Annotated in this window: 14 protein-coding genes and 2 pseudogenes; 10 read left to right on the forward strand and 6 right to left on the reverse strand. The window is 59.6% G+C overall.

Annotated elements, in window-relative coordinates:
* Nucleotides 1-21 precede the first annotated feature (21 nt).
* Together BK660_RS27120 and BK660_RS27125 are read right to left on the reverse strand one after the other, a co-directional pair.
* Nucleotides 22-552, reverse strand: coding sequence for a ferritin-like domain-containing protein (locus tag BK660_RS27120; RefSeq protein WP_123435919.1), 531 nt, complete (start codon nucleotides 550-552; stop codon nucleotides 22-24).
* A 114-nt stretch (nucleotides 553-666) separates the two neighbouring features.
* A complete protein-coding gene (locus tag BK660_RS27125; RefSeq protein ID WP_123435920.1) occupies nucleotides 667-1,569 on the reverse strand; it encodes a LysR substrate-binding domain-containing protein in 903 nt (300 codons plus the stop codon).
* Nucleotides 1,570-1,689: 120 nt separating this feature from the next.
* On the opposite strand from BK660_RS27125, the gene BK660_RS27130 reads away from it, so the two are divergent.
* The 3 genes from BK660_RS27130 (at nucleotide 1,690) to BK660_RS27140 (ending at nucleotide 3,622) form a co-directional block, all read left to right on the forward strand.
* Nucleotides 1,690-2,328: an FMN-dependent NADH-azoreductase gene (locus BK660_RS27130; RefSeq protein ID WP_123435921.1), complete on the forward strand. Its 639-nt coding sequence runs from the start codon at nucleotides 1,690-1,692 to the stop codon at nucleotides 2,326-2,328.
* Entirely contained in the window at nucleotides 2,329-2,634 is a 306-nt protein-coding gene (locus BK660_RS27135; RefSeq protein WP_123435922.1) for a DMT family transporter, read from the forward strand. It begins immediately after the preceding gene.
* A gap of 97 nt (nucleotides 2,635-2,731) precedes the next feature.
* Nucleotides 2,732-3,622 carry an esterase/lipase family protein gene (locus BK660_RS27140; RefSeq protein ID WP_123435923.1) on the forward strand — a complete coding sequence of 297 codons (891 nt, stop codon included), beginning with the start codon at nucleotides 2,732-2,734 and terminating at the stop codon, nucleotides 3,620-3,622.
* Nucleotides 3,623-3,660: 38 nt separating this feature from the next.
* On the opposite strand, the gene BK660_RS27145 is transcribed toward BK660_RS27140, so the two are convergent.
* Nucleotides 3,661-4,536 (reverse strand): DMT family transporter, encoded by an 876-nt coding sequence (locus tag BK660_RS27145; RefSeq protein WP_123435924.1) that lies wholly within the window; start codon nucleotides 4,534-4,536, stop codon nucleotides 3,661-3,663.
* Nucleotides 4,537-4,633: 97 nt separating this feature from the next.
* On the opposite strand from BK660_RS27145, the gene BK660_RS27150 reads away from it, so the two are divergent.
* The 4 genes and pseudogenes from BK660_RS27150 (at nucleotide 4,634) to BK660_RS27160 (ending at nucleotide 7,205) form a co-directional block, all read left to right on the forward strand.
* Nucleotides 4,634-5,428 carry an AraC family transcriptional regulator gene (locus BK660_RS27150; RefSeq protein ID WP_123435925.1) on the forward strand — a complete coding sequence of 265 codons (795 nt, stop codon included), beginning with the start codon at nucleotides 4,634-4,636 and terminating at the stop codon, nucleotides 5,426-5,428.
* 64 nt (nucleotides 5,429-5,492) lie between these two features.
* A pseudogene (locus BK660_RS27155) lies at nucleotides 5,493-5,798 on the forward strand (PsiF family protein); the annotation flags it as partial.
* A gap of 45 nt (nucleotides 5,799-5,843) precedes the next feature.
* Nucleotides 5,844-5,939: pseudogene (locus BK660_RS33725) on the forward strand (PsiF family protein); the annotation flags it as partial.
* A 252-nt stretch (nucleotides 5,940-6,191) separates the two neighbouring features.
* The gene (locus BK660_RS27160) at nucleotides 6,192-7,205 is read left to right on the forward strand and encodes an AI-2E family transporter (RefSeq protein ID WP_123435927.1); all 1,014 of its coding nucleotides are present in this window, start codon (nucleotides 6,192-6,194) and stop codon (nucleotides 7,203-7,205) included.
* A 143-nt stretch (nucleotides 7,206-7,348) separates the two neighbouring features.
* On the opposite strand, the gene BK660_RS27165 is transcribed toward BK660_RS27160, so the two are convergent.
* On the reverse strand, nucleotides 7,349-8,623 hold the full coding sequence (locus BK660_RS27165) for an Hsp70 family protein (protein ID WP_123435928.1): 1,275 nt from the start codon (nucleotides 8,621-8,623) through the stop codon (nucleotides 7,349-7,351).
* A 294-nt stretch (nucleotides 8,624-8,917) separates the two neighbouring features.
* Between BK660_RS27165 and BK660_RS27170 the strand changes: the two genes are divergently transcribed.
* A complete protein-coding gene (locus tag BK660_RS27170) occupies nucleotides 8,918-9,865 on the forward strand; it encodes a DnaJ C-terminal domain-containing protein (protein WP_123435929.1) in 948 nt (315 codons plus the stop codon).
* 23 nt (nucleotides 9,866-9,888) lie between these two features.
* Nucleotides 9,889-10,194 (forward strand): chaperone modulator CbpM, encoded by a 306-nt coding sequence (locus BK660_RS27175; protein ID WP_123435930.1) that lies wholly within the window; start codon nucleotides 9,889-9,891, stop codon nucleotides 10,192-10,194.
* 141 nt (nucleotides 10,195-10,335) lie between these two features.
* Here the strand turns inward: BK660_RS27175 and BK660_RS27180 are convergent, their stop codons facing one another.
* Nucleotides 10,336-11,463, reverse strand: a complete 1,128-nt coding sequence (locus BK660_RS27180) for a sensor histidine kinase (RefSeq protein ID WP_123435931.1) — start codon at nucleotides 11,461-11,463, stop codon at nucleotides 10,336-10,338.
* A 237-nt stretch (nucleotides 11,464-11,700) separates the two neighbouring features.
* Here BK660_RS27180 and BK660_RS27185 point away from each other — a divergent pair, with 237 nt between their 5' ends.
* Nucleotides 11,701-16,986: an NEL-type E3 ubiquitin ligase domain-containing protein gene (locus tag BK660_RS27185; RefSeq protein WP_123435932.1), complete on the forward strand. Its 5,286-nt coding sequence runs from the start codon at nucleotides 11,701-11,703 to the stop codon at nucleotides 16,984-16,986.
* Between the two features lie 67 nt (nucleotides 16,987-17,053).
* Here BK660_RS27185 and ureC read toward each other — a convergent pair whose 3' ends face one another.
* Nucleotides 17,054-18,754, reverse strand: a complete 1,701-nt coding sequence (ureC, locus tag BK660_RS27190) for an urease subunit alpha (protein ID WP_123435933.1) — start codon at nucleotides 18,752-18,754, stop codon at nucleotides 17,054-17,056.
* Between the last annotated feature and the right edge of the window lie 112 nt (nucleotides 18,755-18,866).

Here is an 18,866-nt window from a genome sequence, read left to right on the forward strand (position 1 = left end):
GCGAAGGCGGTGTAACAGGCGCTACAAATCTTTCAGAATGTCCGCCATGTCATCCGCATGCTCTTCTTCCTGAGCCAGGATGTCCTCAAAGATCCGCCGCGTAGTCGGGTCTTTCTCGCCGATGTACTGGATGATCTCGCGATAGCTGTCGATGGCGATGCGCTCGGCCACCAGGTCTTCGTAGACCATCTCCTTGAGGTTGTTCCCCGCCACGTACTGGGCATGGGAATTTTTCGACAGCAGATCCGGGTTGAACTCCGGTTCACCGCCCAGCTGCACAATGCGCTCGGCCAGGCGGTCGGCGTGTTCGGCTTCCTGGGTCGCGTGTTCGAGAAATTCATCGGCGGCTACATGGGCCTTCAAGCCATTGGCCATGAAGTAGTGACGCTTGTAGCGCAACACGCAGACCAGTTCGGTGGCCAACGAGGCGTTGAGCAGGCGCAGGACTTCATCACGGTCGGCGCTGTAGCTTTCAGTGACCGCGCCATTCTCGACATTCTTGCGAGCCCGTTCGCGAAGGGTGGTTACATCAGACAAATGCATGTCACTCATTTCGTTCTCCTGGAGGCTAATCCGGTTTGCGTCACCTTCTAGAGAAGTGATCGCTACGAAAGTTGTGAGTCATGCGCGCGGCGAAAAGTTTGATGTAATTTGTAATCGACGGCATCACGCCAACGCATGCCCGGACAACAACGCCTCCTCGCGTAACCACGCAAAAAATGCCCGGACCGGCGGATGCCGCTCGCGCCCCGGCACACACAGTGCGCTATAGCCGGCGCCATCGACCTGAATCTCGCCGCGATACGCCACCAGCAACCCGCTGGCCACGCTTTCCGACACCAGAATATTGCTCGCCAGCACCAGGCCTTGCCCGGCAATCGCTGCTTGCAGGGCGTAATGCTCTTCGTCGTATTCACGGACCGCCGGTTTGCCTGCCAACCATGACTCGCCTGACTGCGCGCACCACGTCTCCCAGCCGTGGGCGTACAGCTTGGAGTTGTGCCAGTGCACGCTGATCAGCGTCGGCGTGCGAGTGGCGGCCAGCGCCACTTGCTCGGGCGAGCCGTAGACGCCGAAGGACTCATCGAACAGGCACAAACCATAGAGGTTGGGATAGGTATCGAGGCTGTAGCGCAACACCAGATCGACGCTGGCGTCCTGATGCAGATCGATCACTTCACAATGGGTGTCCAGGCGCAGGCTGATGCCGGGATGGCGCGCATAAAAGCGCCCGAGGCGCGGCACCAGCCACAACGCCGCGAAGGCTGCCGTGGTGGAAACCGTCAGGCTCGCGCCGTTGCGTTGCGGACGCAAGGTGTCAACGCTTTGCGCCACGTCCAGAAAAGCACCGTGCAGGCTGCGGAACAACCGTTCGCCGCCGTCGGTCAGGCGCACTTGCCGGGGCAAGCGCTCGAACAGCGGCACGCCGAGCCAGGTTTCCAGGGATCGAATCTGATGGGACACCGCCGTCGGCGTCACCGAGAGTTCTTCGGCGGCAGCCTTGAAGCTCAACAAGCGGGACGCGGACTCAAAGGCGCGCAGGGCGGTCAGCGGTAACGAGGCAAACATTCAAGGCTCCACGGATGAAATGAATTCATCCTGACTGATTTCTGCTCATTTGAAGCGGTGGGCGGTGAGCTTCAAGCTGCAAACCACACGCCGTTCGAGTGTAATCCCGAGGAGATTCAGATGAGTAGAATTCTTGCCATTCACGCCAGCCCCCGTGGCGACCGCTCTCACTCCCGCCGTTTGGCTGAAGTGTTTGTTTCAGCCTGGCAGGCGCGCCATCCGCACGCTCAGTTGACCCGTCGTGAAGTCGGCCGGGCGCTGATTCCACCGGTCAACGAAGCCTTTATAGCCGCCGCGTTTTACCCGGAACCGGATGCGCGACCGCTGTCGATGCAGGCTGATCTGGCGTTCAGCGATGAACTGGTGAGCGAGTTGCTCGACCATGATCTGCTGGTGATTTCCACGCCGATGCACAACTTCAGCGTGCCCAGCGGCCTCAAGGCGTGGATCGATCAGATTGTGCGGCTCGGCCTGACGTTCAATCACACTTTGGACAACAGTGTGGCTCAATACGAGCCGCTGGTACGAGGCAAAAAAGCCTTGATTGTCACCAGTCGCGGCGGCTTCGGTTTCGGTCCGGGCGGTGAGCTGGAAGCCATGAACCACGCTGATCCCTTGCTGCGCACGGCATTGGGATTCATCGGCATCACCGACATCACGGTGGTCGCCGCCGAGGGCGAAGAGTCCGAAGAACGCACCTTCCGGATCTCCGCCGCCGAGGCCGAGCAGCGCCTGTTGGCGCTGGCCAGGGCGTTCTAGATGGCCTGGCTGTTTCTGCTGATCGCCGCCGGGTTCGAAGTCACCTTCGCCATGGGCATGAAGTACGCCGAAGGTTTCACCCGGCTCTGGCCATCGCTGATCACTGTGGTGACCGCCGTGGGCGGGATTTACTTCCTGACCCTGGCCATGCGCGAGTTGCCGGTGAGCATCGCGTATCCGATCTGGACCGCCATCGGTTCACTGGGCACGGTATTCCTTGGGTTTGCGTTGCTGGGCGAAAGCCTGACGGCGATCAAACTGGTGTCGGTCGGGCTGATCGTGGCGGGTGTGGTTGGGTTGAAGTAGGGCAGTTGTCATAGACTGGTCATCTTCGGTGACGATGCTTGGCTGACGTCTTGCATCGCGCCTTGCTTCATCTCACCGACCACAAGGACGTTCGCCCATGTCGCAAGGTTCCGCCACGCGTTACCCGTTGGTATTGGTCCCCGGAATGCTCGGGTTTATCCGACTGGTGCTCTACCCCTACTGGTACGGCATCGTCTCGGCGTTGCGCCAGGGTGGGGCAACCGTGTTTGCGGTGCAGGTTTCGCCGCTCCATTCCAGTGAAGTGCGCGGTGAGCAACTGCTGGTGCGGATCGAGGAAATCCTGCGCGAGACCGGGGCCGAGAAGGTCAACCTGTTCGGTCACAGCCAGGGTTCGCTGACGGCCCGATACGCGGCCGCTAAACGCCCGGACCTTGTGGCATCGGTGACCTCGGTGGCCGGGCCGAATCACGGTTCGGAACTGGCCGATTACCTGCACAAACACTATCCGCATGACAGCGCCATGGGCCGCTTGCTGACCTTTCTATTGCGGATGATTGCCGCGTTGATGAGCCTGCTCGACACCGGTTATCGCGGGCCGAAGCTGCCGGTGGATGTCCATGCTTCCCATCACTCGCTCACCACTGAAGGCGTGGCGCTGTTCAATCAGCGTTATCCACAGGGCCTGCCTGAAACCTGGGGCGGGTACGGGCCGGAGGAGGTCAATGGCGTGCGTTATTACTCGTGGTCCGGGACGTTGCAGCCCGGCATTACCGATCGCGGGCGCAACCTGTTGGACGGGACTAATCGCAGTTGCCGGTTGTTTGCCAAAACCTTTGTGAGGGAGGTCGGGCATTGCGACGGGATGGTCGGGCGGTACAGCTCGCACCTGGGGACGGTGATTGGCGATGAGTATCCGCTGGACCACTTCGACATCGTCAATCAGTCGCTGGGGCTGGTGGGGAAGGGGGCCGAGCCGATTCGGTTGTTCGTCGAGCATGCCGCCCGGTTGAAAGCGGCAGGCGTTTAGACCTGTGGCGAGGGGGCTTGCCCCCTCGCCACAGGGGATTATGTGCGGCCAATCACCGTGGTCCAGCGCTCAGAAAGCACCACCCCACCCAGCGTCAACAGCCCGCCCACCAGGTGGTACATCGCCAACTGCTCATGCAGCACCACCGCCGCAATCAGCGCCGTAATCACTGGCAGCAAATTGAAAAACAATGTGGTCCGGCTCGGTCCCAACCGCACCACCGCCTGCATCCACGCCAGCGGTGCCAACATCGACGCCAGCAGGCACGCGTAAAGCACCAGCGGAATATTCTGCAGCGTCAGCCCGACTTTCGGTGAAATGACAAACAGTGGAAACAGCACCACCACCGCCACCCACACCTGCATATACAACAACACCAAGGGCGGCAAACGCAGCTGCCATTTTTTCAGCAAGGTGCTGTAAATCGCGTAGGCCAGCGTGGCGATCAACATCATCGCGTCACCCAGGTTCACGCCATGTTCCAGCAGCGCGCCGAGGCTGCCGGAAGAAACCACCACCAACACACCGGCAAACGACAGCACGGCACCGGCCAATGCGCCGACAGTCAGGCGTTGGCCGAGGCTGATGATCGCCATGGCCAGCGACATCAGCGGCATCAGCGACAGGATGATCCCCATGTTGGTGGCCGACGTCAGCGCCGCGGCGAAGTAAGCCAGGCTCTGATAGACCGCCATGCCCAGCACACCGAGAACGAAAATCTTGCCCAGGTTCGGCCGAATCTGCGGCCAATGCGCGATTACCGGTTTGAGCATGAACGGCGTGAACAGCATCCCGGCCAGCAGCCAGCGGTAGAAACCGATCTCGGCGGGGAAGATCGCCCCGGCCGACATTTTGGTGATCACGGTGTTGCCAGCCCAAATGAAAATGGCCAGCAGGGGATAAGCGTATTGCATCGGAAAAAACCAGAACGTTAATGAGGGGCGATTATCCGCTTGTCTGGATACAAGCCTATACTTCGATCCAGACAACCTGCCGCGGATTACGGACAGCATGAGCAGCAAACACATCGACCTGCTGGATTTTGCCGAACTGCCGGCCTCTATTTATTTCCGTTACGCCGACTTCAACACCCACGAATACGCCTCGGCTCACCGCCACCCTTGGGGCACCCTCGAGTATTCGGCCAATGGCGTGTTGCACATGGAAATCGGCAAAAGCCGCTTCATGTCGCCGCCGCAATACGCCGTGTGGGTGCCGCCCGAAACCGAGCACAGCTTCTATAGCAACCAACCGATCAACTATCGCGCGGTGTGCCTCGCGCCGTTGCTGTGCCGCGAGTTGCCGCAACAGGCCTGCACGCTGGCGATCAGCGACATTCTCAAGGCGATCCTCAAGGACTTCGCGGTGCGGGACGTAAAAATTCCCGAGCGCGAGGCGGACGTTCGTCTAGGCCAGGTGTTGGTGGATCAACTGCAACTGGCGCCGGTGCATGAATGCTATCTGCCCTACGCCAGCAGTCCGGGGTTGCTCGGGATACTGGAAGCCTTGCAAGCCGAGCCGGGCGATAACCGCCCCTTGGCCGACTGGGCTGCGCAGATCCATGCCAGTGAACGCACCCTGGCCCGGCAGTTTGTTCGCGAACTGGGCATGAGTTTCGGTGAATGGCGCCAGCGCTTGCGCTTCCTCGCGGCGATCGAGGCGCTGGACAGTCAGCGCAGTGTTCAGGACATCGCCTTCGACATGGGTTACAGCACCGGCTCGGCTTTTATCGCGATGTTTCAGCGCCAGGCCGGGTGTACACCGGAGCAGTATCGACGCAGTCACCTGGAGAACAGGAAGGTGTAACAGGGGTTGTCTACACTCCAGCATGAGGCCGTGCCCCTCGGTGCGGCAACAAGGAGAAAACTCCATGAAGATGTTGCGTGCCCCGTTGTTGATGATCGGTTTGCTGCTCTGCTCCCAGGGCTTCGCGGCCACTGCCCAGCAGGACAAGATGACCACCTGCAATGCCGAAGCGACGGCCAAAAGTCTCAAGGGCGATGAGCGCAATACCTTTATGAGTACCTGCCTCAAAGCAGCGCCCGCCGCACCCGCCGCCGCTGAAATGAAGGCCATGACGCCGCAGCAGGAGAAGATGAAAACCTGCAATGCCGACGCCACCACCAAATCGTTGAAAGGTGATGAGCGCAAGGCGTTCATGAGTAACTGCCTCAAAGCCGAGCCGGCCGCCACTGACGTGAAAGCCATGACCCCTCAGCAAGAGAAGATGAAAGCCTGCAACGCCGATGCCGCGACCAAGGCGCTCAAGGGCGATGAGCGCAAGGCGTTCATGAGTGATTGCCTGAAGAAAAAATAAGTTCTGATCCACAAGGTGTGGGGGCTGAGAGGGCCTCTTCGCGGGCAAGCCCGCTCCCACATTGGTCCTGTGAACATAGATCCATTGTGGGAGCGAGCCTGTCTCCGGGCGGCGTTCCAACGAAGAGGCCAGTCGGGTCACTACAAAAATCCGCCCGAGCCCCGACCAAAGTCGACCTATACAATTCCTAGTGCTGCCACCGGAACGCTGGCAGACTGCCAATCCTTTTTACGCCGTTCGTTTTGAGGCTGTATGCCAACGTTTTCTCAACGCCACGTTTTGCTGCTGATCAGTTGGATCATCATTTTTGGTGGTTTGCTGCTGGTGATCCCGCTGCGCTTGTTGCCTAGCCTGTTGGCCGGCCTGCTGGTGTTCGAGCTGGTGAATATGCTCACGCCGCAATTGCAGCGGCTGATCGAAGGCCGGCGTGCGCGCTGGCTGGCGGTGGCGCTGCTCGGGACCCTGGTGGTGAGTGTGCTGGCGCTGATCTTTGCCGGCGCCTTCAGTTTCCTGCTGCACGAAGCGGAAAACCCCGGCGCCTCCCTCGATAAATTCATGCACGTGGTCGACAAGGCGCGGGGGCAGTTGCCGCCGTTCATCGACGCCTATCTGCCCGCCAGTGCCGGTGAATTCCGCGTGGCCATCGGCGAGTGGATCAGCAAGCACTTGAGCGATTTGCAACTGGTCGGCAAGGATGCGGCGCACATGTTCGTGACGCTGCTGATTGGTATGGTGCTGGGGGCGATCATTGCCTTGCAGCGCGTGCCGGACCTGACCAAACGCAAGCCGCTGGCCGCTGCGTTGTTTGATCGTCTGCATTTGCTGGTCCAGGCATTTCGGAACATCGTGTTCGCGCAGATCAAGATTTCCCTGCTCAACACCTTCTTCACCGGGATCTTCCTGGCGGTGATCCTGCCGATGTTCGGCATCAAGCTGCCGTTGACCAAAACCCTGATCGTGCTGACCTTCCTGCTTGGCTTGCTGCCGGTGATCGGCAACCTGATGTCGAACACGCTAATCACCATTGTCGGTTTGTCACTGTCGATCTGGGTCGCAGTGGCGGCGCTGGGTTACCTGATCTTTATCCACAAGCTCGAGTACTTCCTCAACGCGCGGATTGTCGGCGGGCAGATCAGTGCCAAATCGTGGGAGTTGCTGCTGGCGATGCTGGTGTTCGAAGCTGCGTTCGGCCTGCCGGGGGTGGTGGCGGGGCCGATTTATTACGCGTATCTGAAGAGCGAGTTGCGGCAGGTGGGGATGGTTTGATCCGGCATCCGGTAGATGTGTATTGCCTGAACTGACGCCTTCGCGAGCAAGCCCGCTCCCACATTTAACCGAGTTCCTCCAGATGGAATACGGTCGAATGTGGGAGCGGGCTTGCTCGCGAAGGGCGCGCCGCAATTTTTGGATCAGTCCATCGTGCCGTAACGCTTCGACGCTTCAATCGCCAACCCGCTACCAATGCTGCCGAAGATGTTCCCCTCCACATGCCGCGCCTTCGGCAACATCGCCGAAACACTGTTGCGCAGTGCCGGGATCCCGCTCGAGCCGCCGGTGAAGAACACCGTATCCACCTGATCGACCCGCACGTTCGCGTCGTTGAGCATCTGCGTCACGCTGTTGCGCACGCGCTCCAGCAACGCTTCGATGGCGGATTCGAACAGGGCGCGGCTCAGTTCCACACTCAGCCCCGGCTCGATCCGGTCCAGCGGCACATGGCGGGTGTCGGCGTGGGTCAGCTGGATCTTGGTTTCTTCCACTTCCATGGCCAGCCAGTGGCCGGCGCGCTGGTCGATCAGCTTGAACAGGCGATCGATGCCGCCGGTGTCTTCGATGTCGTAGCGCATGCTGCCCAGGGCCAGGGTCGACTTTTGCGAGTACACCGAGTTGATGGTGTGCCAGGTCGCCAGGTTCATGTGGTGGCTGGTCGGCATGTAGGCGCCGCTCTTCATGCGGCTGCCGTAGCCGAACAGCGGCATCAGGCCTTGCAGGCTCAACTGCTTGTCGAAATCGGTCCCGCCGATGTGCACGCCGCCGGTGGCGAGGATGTCGTCGTGGCGGTTGTCGTGGTTGCGGCGCTCAGGCGACAGGCGCACCAGCGAGAAGTCGGAGGTACCACCGCCGATATCGACGATGAGCACCAGCTCTTCTTTTTCGATGGTCGACTCATAGTCGAATGCCGCTGCAATCGGTTCGTACTGGAAAGACACATCCTTGAAGCCAATGGCGCGGGCCACGTCGACCAGGGTGTTTTCGGCTTCCTGGTCGGCCATTTCATCGTCATCGACGAAAAACACCGGGCGACCCAGCACCACTTCCTCGAACTCCCGACCAGCGGCGGTTTCGGCGCGCTTCTTCAGCTGGCCGATAAACAGCCCGAGCAGGTCCTTGAACGGCATCGCCGTGCCCAGAACGCTGGTGTCGTGCTTGATCAGCTTGGAGCCCAGCAGGCTCTTGAGCGAGCGCATCAAGCGGCCTTCGTAGCCTTCCAGGTACTCGTGCAGCGCCAGACGGCCGTACACCGGGCGGCGTTCTTCCATGTTGAAGAAGACCACCGAGGGCAGGGTGATCTTGTCGTCCTCCAGCGCGATCAGCGTTTCCATGCCGGGGCGCAGCCAGCCGACGGTGGAGTTGGACGTGCCGAAGTCGATACCACAGGCACGGGCTGGAGATGCGTTTTTCATGTCTTTACAGGTTCCGGTTAAAAAACGGCCGCGCAGTGTATGTCAGGAAGGCGAATATTCGAAGGCCGACTATCCGCTAATTCGCCGCCATTAGTGCTTGAAACACTCAGCTTTGCCCCAAACTTGCTGGCATGGGCCTGGTAGCCAACCGGCGGTCGCAAGAACCGCCGCCCGCTGCCGATAAACTTCTGACGCGCTGCCCGGTCACAAAATTGAGATCGGTCAATCCAAATGCTGCAAACAAGAGCATGCTGTGCGTGGCAGCGCGAATTGATAACGGATGGTGATCCTTAGATGGACTTCAAAGACTATTACAAGATTCTCGGAGTGGAACCGACCGCTGACGATAAGGCGATCAAGGCCGCCTATCGCAAGCTGGCGCGCAAATACCACCCCGATGTCAGCAAGGAAAAGGACGCCGAGGCCAAGTTCAAGGACGCCTCGGAAGCCTATGAAGCGCTGAAAAGCGCCGACAAGCGCGCTGAATACGACGACTTGCGCAAATACGGCCAGCACGGCCAACCGTTCCAGGGCCCGCCGGGTTGGCAGGGTCGGGGTGCCGGTGGTTTTGGTGGTGGTCAGGACACGGGCGATTTTTCGGACTTCTTCAGTTCGATCTTCGGTAACCGTGGGCCTGGTTTTGGCGGTGGAGAGTCGCGTCGCAGTGCGGGACGTCGAGGGCAAGACGTGGAAATGGAACTCGCAATTTTTCTGGAAGAAACCCTCTCGAACGAATCGAAGAAGGTCACCTTCCAGGTGCCGCAGTACAACGCGGCCGGCCAGCATGTCAGCAACACCACCAAGAGCCTGAACGTAAAGATCCCGGCCGGTGTGACCGACGGCGAGCGCATCCGCCTCAAGGGCCAGGGGGCTCCGGGGATTGGTGGCGGCGCCAATGGCGACCTGTTCCTGATCATCCGCTTTGCGCCGCACCCTAAATTCGACGTCGAAGGCGAGAACCTGATCATCACGTTGCCACTGGCACCGTGGGAACTGGCGCTGGGTGCCGAAGTGGCGGTGCCGACCCTGACCGGCAAGATCAACCTCAAGGTCCCGGCCGGCAGCCAGAACGGCCAGCGCATGCGCGCCAAGGGCCACGGCCTGCTGAACAAGGCGGGCGAACGTGGCTTCCTGTTCGTGCAATTGAAAGCGGTCATGCCGAAAACCTCGAACGATGAGGTCAAGGCGTTGTGGCAGGAACTGGCGAAAAAAGCCGAGTTCAACCCAAGAGAAAACTTCTGATCCAAGAGACGGAGTAGCCCATCATGAGCAACCCCCTGATCGTTCACCTGGACCTGGCAGAATTCTGTGAGGCGACCGACCTGTCGGACGTCTACGTGATCGAAATCGTCGAACACGGCATCCTCGAACCTCAGGGCAAGCAGCCCAAGGATTGGCGTTTCAACGATTACGAGCTGGCACTGGCCAAGCGCGCCGCCAAGTTGCGGCGCGACCTGGAGCTGGAATGGGAAGGTGTTGCCTTGGCGCTGGACTTGCTGGAAGAGGTTCAGCAGTTGCGGGCCGAGAACCGGATGTTGAAGCAGCGGTTGGGGCGGTTGGTGGTCGAGTAGGTTTTCCGGGGTTTTGTATTGCTTGGCAAGGCCTCTTCGTGAGCAAGCCCGCTCCCACATTCGACTGCATTTCAACTGGAAGAACTCGGTCGAATGTGGGAGCGGGCTTGCTCGCGAAGAACGATAACGCGGTCTCTTGCACTACACCTTCCGAGGTAACACCACAGTAAACAGCGTCCCACCCGCCTCGCTGGAGCTGACCTCTATCGTCCCGCCATGGGCACTCACCACTTCCTTGACGATAAACAACCCCAGGCCAAGGCTGGTCGTTGGCTGGCCGAGTTCCTCGTCGGCACTGCGCACCAGCGGGTCGAAGAGGGTGCCGATGGCCTCCTCGGGAATCGGCACACCAAAATTGTGCACCGACAGGCGCACTGCCTGAAGTTCCCCGCTCACAGTGACGGTCACATCACGTTTGTTCAAGCCGTGCTGCAAAGCGTTGCCGATCAGGTTCTGCAACAGTTGACCGATTCGCCCGGCATCCCAGTTACCTTGGGTGTTCCCCACGACGCTTACCGTCGGATCGCACTCCGGGTTACCGGCGCAGGCTTCGGCAATCGCGGTGTGCACAGCATCCGCCAGATCCATGGGCGCCGGTTCGATGGGCAGGCTCTTGCCCAAGCGACTGCGCACCAGCTCCAGCAAATCGCTGACCATCACCGCCATGTGCCGTGCGCCACGCTTGATGTTGTTCGCACAGGCCAGTGCGTCACCTTCCAGCACTACTTTTCGCATCAGCAATTCGGTGGACATGCTCACCGCTTGCAACGGCGCGCGCAGGTCATGCCCGAGAATCGCCAGGAAGATGTCCCGTGAACGATTGACCTGATCGGCATAGGCAGCCGTGGACTCGGCGAGGGCTTCGTCGATAGCCTCGTTGAAGCGGATCATGTCCTGGAAGTAAGCCAGGTCCGGGGATTCCAGGGTGGCGACCCACAAACGGATCACACAGGCGCGCAGATGCCGGAACTCCGAGGTCATCTGCACCAGATCAAATCCCACGGTATGCCGCAGTTCGCCATGGCTGGCGCCGGCCTCGTCCAGGCTCGGGGTCTTCTCCGGGCCTTCTCCTTTGGCCTTGGCGAGCTGTTCGCTGGCGGTTTGCGCAGTGGTCATGTCTCGTGCTGCCGCTAACAGGATCGCCTTGGCGTGATCTCGCAAGGCCACGCGATCCATGTTTTCGGCCGCTGGCGTGATGGTTTTGGCGAACTGCTCCCATTCATCGACGATACGGTCCACGTGTTGCCTGATGAATTCGGGTAGGCGCATGTCCGGTTTCCTGATGGGAAGTCTGGCGCATCTTAGCCCCTTTGCTGCCTGCTAAAAACTACCATTACGCGGTGGCGCACTTTTGTGTGGGGCTCGGGCGGTAATTACCTGTTTTTTAGATCCTTAAATCGAATGCGACTTTCAGGTATGCCTGATTTCAGCACTGTTTTTTGATCTTTTGTTTTCGTCGCCAGCCAATAATCTGGTGGTTCAATTCATCGCATAAGGATTTGCGAAATGAGCGAACGTTCGGACACTCCGGATCGACCCGTCATTGCCGGGCATGCAAGAGACGTAGAGCGCAATGTTTATCGTGATTATCTGCTGGGTAAACTGCCCCCGCCGGTCAAAGACGCCCCCGCCTCGCGCCTTGTTGCCTTTGCCCATTCGAAACCGGAGTTTCCTGAATGGTATTTCAATTCAAGGGCCATTGATCGGCAGTACCTCAAGGAGTTGATCGACGAACACTGGCGCCTTCAGGGGCCATTGGACGATACGCTGAAGAACGTGCAACAGGACATTCTTGCCTTTGCCGAGCCCTTGCTGGTCCAGGCATTGAAAGAGCAGTTGAACCTGGAGCTGGACGTCAACGCGACGCTGATCCGGCTGTACATCCCTGCCAATCTGGCTATTGGCATCGATACCCATGCCAGTCGGCTCAGACAATCGTCATTGCTGGAAGCGGCCCTGCACAATTTCGAGGCCCACGAAGCGCAGGTGGGTACGTTTCGCGATGGCTCGGGCATTTTCACCAGGGACGGCGAAAACGAACTTCAACGGCATACGCTGATGGTCGAAAGATTTGCGGCCCTGTGCCGGACGCTCGATATCGGTGCGCAATATCAGCGTCACATCAAGGCATTGCTGATGCCCGAAGACGTCACGGCCAGAGCGACCGTCGTGCGGCAATGTACGGCCAGTGAAAAAGCCGCATTCCACGAATCGGCGCTGATTGCGTACCTGAAAAAGGACATCACGTCCTATGGCTACGGGAAACTTCGACAGATTCGTGACAACGAACAAGGCATTTTGATGGGGCATCTCCCCCTGCAATGCCACCAGCTTTCGATCATGGGGTTCAGGCTGTCCGGTATTGTATTGTTCAGTGCCGTGGCGGACCCCTCTAAAATCAAAAGAGCCTACGACGCCCTGATTCCAGAGCATCAACGAACGATGCTCGAATGGTCGCGAAGTCTGGCACTGCTTCCGGGGCAGGAGTTTGAACAGTTCAAGCTGCTCCAGGCGTTCTTCGCCAATGGCCCCAGTGGTCTTGTTGAGGCCATGTTGCAGCGGGCCGATGCTTATCAACAAAGTCGTCTCGACGGTACGTTGATTGCGTATGTTCCCGATGATCCCGACCACCCCTTCAAGGAATACGATTCCTTCACTGATTTCATGAAGGAACTGACGAGCCAGTTGCGCTCGCCGGGTTATCAGCAGTTTTTCAGCCGCTTCGTCGCGCAAAAAGACAAGGGCAAGTTCTTTGCCCGGGTTCGTGAGCGCCTCTCGACATTCACCTGGAAACAGCGCGAGCCGCTGGACATGGGGCCGTGGTGGCGGGAGACCGCGGTTGAGAATGCCAACGCAGAGCCTGTCACCCATACCCTTTCAGGCGATCTCTGGACGCAGACCAGTCTGTGGCGCAGGGAGAAAGCGATTGCAGACGCGCGACAAATCGCCGTGCCGACCGGCGATGAAGACGCTACCACCCGCTGGAATCGTCTGACCAGTTATCTGAACATCGGCTGGAACGTGTTCAACTTTGGCGCCATGCTGGTTCCCGGCCTGGGCGAAGCGATGCTGGCCATTATGGCCGGGCAAATGGCCTTCGAAACCCTGGAAGGCATCGAAGACTGGAGCAAGGGGGACAAGGAGGAAGCGGCGGTCCATCTCACCGGTGTCATGATCAATTTCGCGCAATTGGCCATTATGTTTGCCGGGCATGTCTTGCCGTCCGGTGCGGCGGCGTCTGTCAAACCATCGGCGTTTATCGACCGATTGAAAAAGGTTGAGCTGCCTGACGGCAAGACGCGCCTCTGGAAACCGGACCTTTCGCCTTATGCCCATGACATGGTGTTGCCCGCCGAGGCGAAGCCAGGCGAGCAGGGCCTGTACCGGCACAGCGAAAAAGACATCCTGAAGCATGACAATAAACATTTCGACGTCATCAACGATCCACGCACCGGCCAGGCACGCTTGCGACATCCGACCCGGCCACAGGCTTATCAGCCGACACTGGAGCACAACGCTTGCGGTGCATGGAAAACCGAACTCGACCGTCCCATCGAGTGGGACACCACCACCCTCATGCGGCGTTTGGGCCCGACGGTCGAGGGCTTCTCTGACAACACTCTGGAACAGATTCGTCTCGTCAGTGGACAGGAAGAGGACCAATTGCGCCGGTTGCATGTCGTCGGCGATCCGCCGCCCGCGTTGCTGACCGACACGATCGAACGCTTTCAGGCCTGGGCCGAGGTGCAAAAACTGCCCGGGCAGATATGGCTCAATGAGGTTCCGGACGCGTTCGTCGAACAGGTGCCCCGCTTGCTGGTTGAACTGCCGAGATGGCCCGCGCAAAAAAGCATCGAGCTGTTTGACGGCCCCGGGCACGGCGGGCGCTCGATCAAGTTTGGCAACATCGATTCACTGCCGGCCGACACGCTGAAGATAAGCCGTGCCGAGGTCAGTACAGGGAAACTGCCGGAACTTGCCGTGAAGTTTGCGAGCGAGACCGACATCCATGCGATGCTCGGGCAGGGCATTTCAACGGACGAGCAGATCCGCATCGACGCCTTGAAAAATCAGCTGGCCGGGCGAGCAGGCAATCGCCGCGGACCTTTGTTCGACGCGCTGAATCGTCATTTACAGCAGACCGACAACCCGCAAGTGCGGGTGCTTCAGGATGCATTCAGCGGGCTCCCCACGGCGGTTGCCCGGGAACTGCTGGCCGACATCGAACCGCAAGACCTACTCAACATCACCGAGCCTTCACGCATCCCCTTGCAACTCAAGGAACGGGTGAGAATCACTTTGCGGGCGATACGAACCGCGCGTGCTTATGAAGGGCTCTTCCTCGATACGCCCTACGGTGTGGACACCGAGCGGCTGGCGTTGCACTCGATGCAGGCGCTTCCCGGCTGGCCCGAAAACGTTCGGATCGAAATCCGTGAACTTTCATTCGACGGAGCGTTGCGCGACAGCGTCGGCCCGGCGGATGCCGTCCACCGCAGAGTCCTGGTCAGCGAGGACGGCCAGTACCAGGCACGCGATGCCGATGATCTTCATTTGCACGGGGCCGATGATCTTTACGCTTCGGTGTTGCATGCTCTGCCTGATGCCGAACGAAACGCGCTGGGGTATGACGTCAGTCAAGGCGCCACGCTCAAGCTCGCCGTTCAAAAAGCGCCATTGCCACGGGACACGTTCAGCGCGCTGCTCGCGGATAACCCTGTGCGCAAACCGGCGTATGACCCCGCCTCGATGCGCCTGCGGGGCGGCATGCGCGGGGTTGCTCAGGGGTTGCGACGCGTCAACGAGCCCATAACGCCGCAAGAACGGGTCCGTGTCGTGCGCCCCGGATGGACAGAGGCCGAAGCCTTGGCCTATCTGGAGGCGGGTGGCAGTGACGTCAGTCTGGAGCAGAGGGCGAGCGCACTCGAAGCCGAATTCGATCGGCTCAACGCCAATTTTCAACGCTGGCTGAAATCGCCGACCGAGGCTTACAGCTTCACGCCTGCCGGCGTCGCCGAATGGCAATCCAGAAACGCCTTGTACAAAGCGGTCAGGGAGTGCTGGCAGCACACCGGGTTACGCGATATGGACTCATTCGGCGATCTGCGCGGCGTGATGCTCGACCTGGAAAACTTTTCGCTTGGGCGTCATCTGGGCACCATGCCCACGCTGGAAGGTAATTTCGATCACGTCACCCGCCTCAATCTGAACCTGACCGAATTGACCGACGCACACAGCTCCTTCCTTGATCATTTTCCCCGATTGCGTTCGCTTAACATCAACGGCAATACGCTCACCGGTGTTCCTCGTGCCATCGGCCGCATGCGCGCGCTGACGGAGCTCAACATGCGAGGCAACCGTATTGTCCTGGATGCGCAAGGCGTCGCAGACCTGCGCAACCTGACACGACTTGAGGCCCTGGACCTGTTTGGCAATCCGTTGGGGCAAGTGCCGGACATTGGCAGCATGAGAATGCTGCATACGCTGATCCTGACTGACACCGGGATTCATACCTGGCCGCAAGGGTTGTTCGCACAACCGCGGTTTCGACATTTTTTCCTGGATATGCAGCGCAACGAAATCACGCACATTCCTGCGGTGCCCCCTGGTTCCGTTCAGGCGGAACTGCTGGCGCGCACGGTATTGAGCCGCGATCCGCAGTGGTTGGCCGAGGACAATCTGCAGACGCTCAGGGACTACATCGAATCGGTCGGCATGGACCCGGATCGTCCGTATCCACCCCGCGGTGTGCGCGATAGTCTCGACTGGGAGGCGGGCATGACACGGCCGGAATGGGTGGCGAAACAGGAAGTCTGGAACAGCGTCGAGGATGAGCATGGATCGGTCGGTTTTTTCAACGAGATTCGCAAACTTACCGAATCGGGGCATTTCAGGAACGACACCGGGTTTCGGGTCGACATGACCGCCAAGGTCTGGCGCATGATCGAGGCAATGTCCAAAAATACCGAGCTTCGGCAAAAACTCTTCACCATGACCTCGGCGCCCACGGAGTGTGTCGATGCCGGTGCGCAGCTGTTCAATTCGATGGGGCTGGAGGTGCTGATTCATGAGGCCTATGAACTGGCCAATCCCTCGCTGGTGGAGGGTGAGCTGGTGTCGCTGGCGCGAGGCAAGTCACGTCTGGATGAACTGAGCAGGATTGCCCGCAAAACCATCTCCGAGCGCGAGGCGACGGGCGAGGCGTTCAGGCGCGTTAATGCCGCGGGGGAGGTGACGGGCACGATTGATGAGGTGGAAGTTCACCTGGCGTTCATGACCGATCTTGCCGAACGGCTGGACCTGCCCTGGCAGTCTCGAAACATGCAGTTCAGAGGGATCGCGGGTGTCACCTCGGAGATGATTGACGATGCTTGCCTGCGTGTGCTGGACCTTGAGGAAGGGGAGTTGCTCGGTGAATTACTCGTCGAACAGCCGTTCTGGTCATCCTACGTCGAGGGTGTCAATCGACGTGCTTTCAAAGTGTTCAGGCGCCGAATCGATGCCACGACAGACTTTTATATGGCATTGGACAATCGTGCGAACGACACAACGCTTTCCCTTGAGCAAAAGGCTCGGTTGAAGGAAGAACTCAGAGTACTTGGTGCTGAACTGAATAAACCGGAAAGCGACTTTGCACCGGGACGTACCATGACCGATGCGGAATACGCCACTGAGTTGAATGCGATCGATGAAGAAAAGAAGACGTTGGTCAAAACCTTCACCCAGCAGGCGATCGACCGGGCAAAACTGCAAAGGCTAGAACTCCCCTTTGTCGTGCAGACGGACACCTGATTGCTGCAGCTTTCCCCGGGGAACCTGGTACGCCGAGGCCCTCGGGAATTCCAGTCCGATCAATCGATCAAAACAGGAAATATCGCTGAGCCATTGGCAGCACATCCGCCGGTTCACACCACAGCAGTACCCCGTCGGCCTTGACCTGATAGGTCTGCGGGTCGACGTCGATGTGCGGCAGGTAATCGTTGTGGATCAAGTCGGTTTTCTGCACCTCGCGGCACCCTTTGACCACGGCGATTTTTTTCTTCAAGCCCAACGCCTCAGGCAGGCCCGCCTCCTGTGCCGCCTGACTGATAAAGGTCAGGCTGGTGGCATGCAGCGAGCCGCCGTAGCTGGCGAACATCGGTCGATAATGCACCGGTTGCGGTGTCGGAATCGAGGCATTGGCATCGCCCATCAGGCTCGCCGCAATGGCGCCGCCCTTGAGGATCAGCGTCGGTTTGACCCCGAAAAATGCCGGCCGCCACAGCACCAGATCAGCCCATTTACCCACTTCAATCGAACCCACTTCATGGCTGATGCCATGGGTGATCGCCGGGTTGATCGTGTACTTGGCGATGTAGCGTTTGGCGCGGAAATTGTCGTTGCCCTCGCCATCACCGGGAAGCGGGCCGCGTTGTTTTTTCATCTTGTCGGCGGTTTGCCAGGTGCGCGTGATGACTTCGCCGACACGGCCCATGGCCTGGCTGTCGGAGCTGATCATCGAGAACGCGCCGAGGTCGTGGAGGATGTCTTCGGCGGCAATCGTCTCGCGGCGGATGCGGCTTTCGGCGAAGGCCACGTCTTCGGCAATGCTCGGGTCCAGGTGGTGGCAGACCATCAGCATGTCGAGGTGTTCGTCGATGGTGTTGCGAGTGAATGGCCGGGTCGGGTTGGTCGAGCTCGGCAGCACATTGGCAAAGCCGCAGGCCTTGATGATGTCCGGGGCATGACCGCCGCCCGCGCCTTCGGTGTGGTAGGTGTGGATGGTGCGGCCCTTGAACGCGGCGAGGGTGGTTTCGACGAAACCGGACTCGTTGAGCGTGTCGGTGTGGATCGCCACCTGCACGTCGTACTGGTCGGCGACGCTCAGGCAGTTGTCGATACTCGCCGGCGTGGTGCCCCAGTCTTCATGCAATTTGAGGCCGATGGCGCCGGCCTTGACCTGCTCGATCAGCGGTTCCGGCAGGCTGGCGTTGCCCTTGCCGGTGAGGCCGATGTTCATCGGGAACGCGTCGGCGGCCTGAAGCATGCGCGCCAGGTGCCACGGCCCGGAGGTGCAGGTCGTCGCGTTGGTGCCCGTCGCCGGGCCGGTGCCGCCGCCGATCATGGTGGTGACGCCGCTCATCAGCGCTTCTTCGATTTGCTGTGGGCAAATGAAGTGGATGTGCGTATCGATGCCGCCGGCGGTGAGGATCATCCCTTCACCGGCAATGACTTCGGTGCTGGCGCCGATGGCGATGGTCACGTTCGGCTGCACGTCCGGGTTGCCGGCCTTGCCGATGCCCGCCACGCGACCATCCTTGAGGCCGACGTCGGCTTTGACGATGCCCCAGTGGTCGATGATCAGCGCGTTGGTGATCACCGTGTCGACGACTTCCGCGGCCAATAGTTGGCTCTGGCCCTGGCCATCGCGGATGACTTTGCCGCCGCCGAATTTCACTTCTTCGCCGTAGGTGGTGAAGTCTTTTTCGACTTCGATCCACAGTTCGGTGTCGGCGAGGCGAACCTTGTCGCCGACGGTGGGGCCGAACATGTCGGCGTAGGCTTGACGGGAGATCTTCATTCGTTCGCCTTGAAATTCAATTGTTTTTGAGACTGTTCGCTTCGCTCACAGATTCGCGAGCAAGCCCGCTCCCACATTCGTCCGCATTCCAAATGAAGAAACTCGGTCTAGT

This window comes from Pseudomonas brassicacearum (genome assembly GCF_003732265.1).
In the GTDB taxonomy this organism is placed as follows: domain Bacteria; phylum Pseudomonadota; class Gammaproteobacteria; order Pseudomonadales; family Pseudomonadaceae; genus Aquipseudomonas; species Aquipseudomonas brassicacearum_D.

What these genes read in the sequence shown, in the direction of transcription:
- ureC (WP_123435933.1), bottom strand. Translation starts at nt 18,754, where the DNA reads ATGAAGATCTCCCGTCAAGCCTACGCCGACATGTTCGGCCCCACCGTC.
- BK660_RS27165 (WP_123435928.1), bottom strand. Translation starts at nt 8,623, where the DNA reads ATGAAAAACGCATCTCCAGCCCGTGCCTGTGGTATCGACTTCGGCACG.
- BK660_RS27145 (WP_123435924.1), bottom strand. Translation starts at nt 4,536, where the DNA reads ATGCAATACGCTTATCCCCTGCTGGCCATTTTCATTTGGGCTGGCAAC.
- BK660_RS27150 (WP_123435925.1), top strand. Translation starts at nt 4,634, where the DNA reads ATGAGCAGCAAACACATCGACCTGCTGGATTTTGCCGAACTGCCGGCC.
- BK660_RS27120 (WP_123435919.1), bottom strand. Translation starts at nt 552, where the DNA reads ATGAGTGACATGCATTTGTCTGATGTAACCACCCTTCGCGAACGGGCT.
- BK660_RS27180 (WP_123435931.1), bottom strand. Translation starts at nt 11,463, where the DNA reads ATGCGCCTACCCGAATTCATCAGGCAACACGTGGACCGTATCGTCGAT.
- BK660_RS27185 (WP_123435932.1), top strand. Translation starts at nt 11,701, where the DNA reads ATGAGCGAACGTTCGGACACTCCGGATCGACCCGTCATTGCCGGGCAT.
- BK660_RS27160 (WP_123435927.1), top strand. Translation starts at nt 6,192, where the DNA reads ATGCCAACGTTTTCTCAACGCCACGTTTTGCTGCTGATCAGTTGGATC.
- BK660_RS27175 (WP_123435930.1), top strand. Translation starts at nt 9,889, where the DNA reads ATGAGCAACCCCCTGATCGTTCACCTGGACCTGGCAGAATTCTGTGAG.
- BK660_RS27140 (WP_123435923.1), top strand. Translation starts at nt 2,732, where the DNA reads ATGTCGCAAGGTTCCGCCACGCGTTACCCGTTGGTATTGGTCCCCGGA.
- BK660_RS27130 (WP_123435921.1), top strand. Translation starts at nt 1,690, where the DNA reads ATGAGTAGAATTCTTGCCATTCACGCCAGCCCCCGTGGCGACCGCTCT.
- BK660_RS27135 (WP_123435922.1), top strand. Translation starts at nt 2,329, where the DNA reads ATGGCCTGGCTGTTTCTGCTGATCGCCGCCGGGTTCGAAGTCACCTTC.
- BK660_RS27125 (WP_123435920.1), bottom strand. Translation starts at nt 1,569, where the DNA reads ATGTTTGCCTCGTTACCGCTGACCGCCCTGCGCGCCTTTGAGTCCGCG.
- BK660_RS27170 (WP_123435929.1), top strand. Translation starts at nt 8,918, where the DNA reads ATGGACTTCAAAGACTATTACAAGATTCTCGGAGTGGAACCGACCGCT.